Annotated in this window: 3 protein-coding genes and 1 pseudogene; 2 read left to right on the plus strand and 2 right to left on the minus strand. The window is 75.6% G+C overall.

Going from position 1 to position 3,263, the window contains the following annotated elements; genetic code table 11:
• Positions 1–342: 342 nt before the first annotated feature.
• Together SSBG_RS30125 and SSBG_RS35370 are read left to right on the plus strand one after the other, a co-directional pair.
• Positions 343–990, plus strand: a pseudogene (locus SSBG_RS30125) (DNA glycosylase AlkZ-like family protein); the annotation flags it as partial.
• 85 nt (positions 991–1,075) lie between these two features.
• Positions 1,076–1,312, plus strand: coding sequence for a DNA glycosylase AlkZ-like family protein (locus SSBG_RS35370; RefSeq protein ID WP_037868961.1), 237 nt, complete (start codon positions 1,076–1,078; stop codon positions 1,310–1,312).
• 40 nt (positions 1,313–1,352) lie between these two features.
• Here SSBG_RS35370 and SSBG_RS04850 read toward each other — a convergent pair whose 3' ends face one another.
• A complete protein-coding gene (locus SSBG_RS04850; RefSeq protein WP_037868962.1) occupies positions 1,353–2,552 on the minus strand; it encodes an acyl-CoA dehydrogenase family protein in 1,200 nt (399 codons plus the stop codon).
• A gap of 129 nt (positions 2,553–2,681) precedes the next feature.
• The gene (locus tag SSBG_RS04855; protein ID WP_008745102.1) at positions 2,682–3,239 is read right to left on the minus strand and encodes a hypothetical protein; all 558 of its coding nucleotides are present in this window, start codon (positions 3,237–3,239) and stop codon (positions 2,682–2,684) included.
• Between the last annotated feature and the right edge of the window lie 24 nt (positions 3,240–3,263).

The following is a 3,263-nucleotide window of genomic DNA, read 5'->3' on the forward strand; positions in this document are numbered from 1 at the left end:
CCCTGGAGTCGAGTGTCGGTGCCATGGGGACGAGGGTGCCCGGGCGACGTTCCGGGCGGGTCGGCGGACGGTGGAAAAACGGTGGGAATCCGCGCGGGGCACGCGGGACCCGCCCCGTGCCCGCCTCCGGGCGCGGACCGTTTCCGTCCGCCTTCGCGCGTAGGGTGCGGTGGCCTCGCGGAGCCGCGCCGCCCCCGCCCCCGCCCCCGCCCGCACCGAGGAGCGTTCCCCGTGACCGTCGTGCTCAGCCGCCGCGCGCTCAACCGCGCCACCCTCGCCCGTCAGCACCTCGGCGCCCGGGTGCGGATGCCCGCCGTGGCGATGGCCGAGCACCTCGTCGGGATGCAGGCGCAGGCGCCCTGGCCGCCCTACACCGGTCTGTGGACGCGGATCGAGGGCTTCCGGTACGAGGAACTGGTTGCGGCGCTCACCGGGCGGCGGCTCGTACGGGTGCTCCTGCACCGGGGCACGGTGCACCTCGTGAGCGCGGCGGACTGCCTGGCCCTGCGCCCCCTCCTGCGGCCGGTGCTCCTGCGCGGGCACCGGGCGGAGGTGCGCGCGGCCTTCGCCGACGAGGAGCGGATCGCGCGGCTCACCCGCGAGGTCCTGGACGCGCGGGGGCCGCTGACGCCCGCCGAACTCGGCGCGGCGCTCGCGGAGCGGCTGTCGGAGACGCCCGCGAAGGTGCTCGCGGACGTGGCGCGAATGGCGTTTTTTCTTTTGCAGGTACCGCCGCGCGCCGTGTGGGGCGCGGGCGGTGCGACGCGGTACGCGACGGCACGGTCGTGGCTCGGCGCGGAAGGGCGCGCGGCCGGGCTGCCGGAGCTGGTGCGGCGCTACCTCACCGCGTTCGGGCCCGCCACGGTCGCCGATGTCCAGGCGTGGTGCGGGCTCACGCGGCTGCGCGAGGTGACCGACGCGATGCCGGACCTGTCGCGCTCGCGCGGCGAGGACGGCACGGCGCTCCTGGACGTACCGGGGGCGCCGCGCCCGGGGCCCGGGGCGCCCGCGCCCGTCCGCTTCCTCGCCGAGTTCGACAACGTGCTGCTCTACCTACGCCGACCGCAGCCGCATCGTGCCCCGGGAGGCCCGGCCGCACCTCTTCTCGAAGAACGGCCTCGTCCCCGGCACCGTGCTGCTCGACGGGTTCGTGGGGGCGGTGTGGCGGGCGGAGAAGGGGATCGTCACGGTGACGCCGCTGCGCGGGCTCACGGGCGCCGAGCGGAGCGAGGTCGAGGCGGAGGGGACGCGGCTCGCGGAGTTCCTGGGCGGGCCGGGCGGCGAACTGCCTGTGGGTCCCGTGGCGGCGTAGACCGGCCCGTGGCGGGGGACCCAGGAGGGGTGGCCGCGCCTCACACGAAGGCGCTGAGTCCCGTCGCCGCGCGTCCCACGATGAGCGAGTTCATGTCGCGCGTGCCCTCGTACGAGTACAGCGCCTCCGCGTCCGCGAAGAAGCGGGCCGCGTCGTGGTCGAGCAGGATGCCGTTGCCGCCCATGACCTCGCGGGCGCGGGCGACGGTCTCGCGCATCCGGCTGGTGCAGAACATCTTCGCCAGAGCGGCCTGCGCGTCGCTCAGTTCGTCCTTCTCCTCCAGCGCGGCGAGCCGCACGGCGAGCGCCTGGCAGGCGGTGATGTCGGCGAGCATCCGGGCGAGGTTGTCCTGCACGAGCTGGAAGGAGGCGATGGGGCGGCCGAACTGCTCGCGCTCCACGGCGTACGCGCGCGCCGCCTCGTACGCGCCGAGCGCGCAGCCCGTCGCCGTCCAGGCCACGGCCGCGCGCGTCACCCGCAGCACCCGGTTGGTGTCCGCGAAGGACTCGGCGCGCTCGAGCCGGTCGGCCTCGGGGACGCGGACCCCGTCGAGCACGAGGTGGGCGTTCTGCACGCCGCGCAGCGCGATCTTGTGCGGGATGACCTCGGCGCTCAGCCCCTCGGCGCCGTGCTCCACGACGAAGCCCTTGACCTGGTCGTCGGCCACGTCCCGCGCCCACACCACGAGGAGGTCGGCGAAGGAGCCGTTGCCGATCCACTTCTTCTCGCCGTCGAGCATCCACGTGTCGCCCTCGCGGCGCGCGGTCGTGGTGAGCCCGGCGGCGGTGGTCGAGCCGACGAGGGGTTCGGTGAGGGCGAAGGCCCCGAGCTTCTCCCAGCGCGTCATCGCGGGCAGCCAGCGGGCTTTCTGCTCCTCGGAGCCGCAGGCCCGCACCGAGCCCATCGCCAGTTCGGCGTGCACCCCGAAGAACGTCGCGAACGAGGGGTCCACGCGGGCCATCTCCATGCCGAGCAGGCCGCGGAAGAGGCTGCCGCGGGCCGGTACGCCCGCGTCGTCGCCCTCCTCGCCGGTGATCCCCAGCCCGGCGATGCGCCCGCGCAGGCTCACCGGGCTGCGCCCCGCCTCCCACAGCTCATTGGCGTGCGGGGCGACCTCGGCGCGCAGGAACTCCCGCACCCGTTCCAGGAGTTTGCGCTCCTCGCCGTCCAGCAGGTCCACGATCCCGAAGAAATCGCCCTCGACCGCGCCCGCTTCGCTCCCGTGCCGCCGCTCCGCCATGGTCCGCACTGCCTTCGTCCCGCCGCGCCGCCGGACGGCGCGGACTTGATCGTTACTGGCGGGTACCCCGTGGAGGGCGAGAGCAGTCGTGGCCCGCTCGCGGCCACCTGAATGCCCGGGGCGGCGCGCTCAGTGCCCCGCGAGCACCTTGACCCCGGCCACGAAGACGCCGATCACCGCGTTGAGCCCCGCCGAGAGCACCGCCCCGGGCACGCCCCGCCCGGAGCGCCGCCCGCCCGCGTACCCCCACGCCGCGAGCCCGGCGACCTCGCTGCCGACCGAGATCCACAGCGCGGTGCCGAGGTCCATCGCGCCGAGCGCCGAGAGCCCGGTCAGCAGGAGGGGCCCGGCGGCGGAGGTGAGCAGGGGACTGCTCGTGTAGAGCGCGTGGCGCACCGCGTGCGTGCCGGGGCGGCGGGCGTGCGCGACGGGGTGCGCCTGGAGGTCGGCGACGAGGGTCGCGAGCCACAGCCCGAGCGCCGTGGCGGCGACGGCGACGGCGACCCCCTCGTGGCTGGGGTGCGCGCTCTGCCCGTAGCCGACGAGGACGGCGAGCAGCGTCAGCGAGGCGTAGATCCGCTCCTTGAGGCGTTCCCCGAGGACCTGGGGCGCGGCGAGCGGATCGGGGCCACGGGTACTGCCGGCGTGGGCGGGGGCGCGGTCGCCGGGGGCGGACTCGGAGGACATGGCGGAACTTTACGGGCGTTTACG

Source organism: Streptomyces sp. SPB074, from assembly GCF_000154905.1.
In the GTDB taxonomy this organism is placed as follows: Bacteria; Actinomycetota; Actinomycetes; order Streptomycetales; family Streptomycetaceae; genus Streptomyces.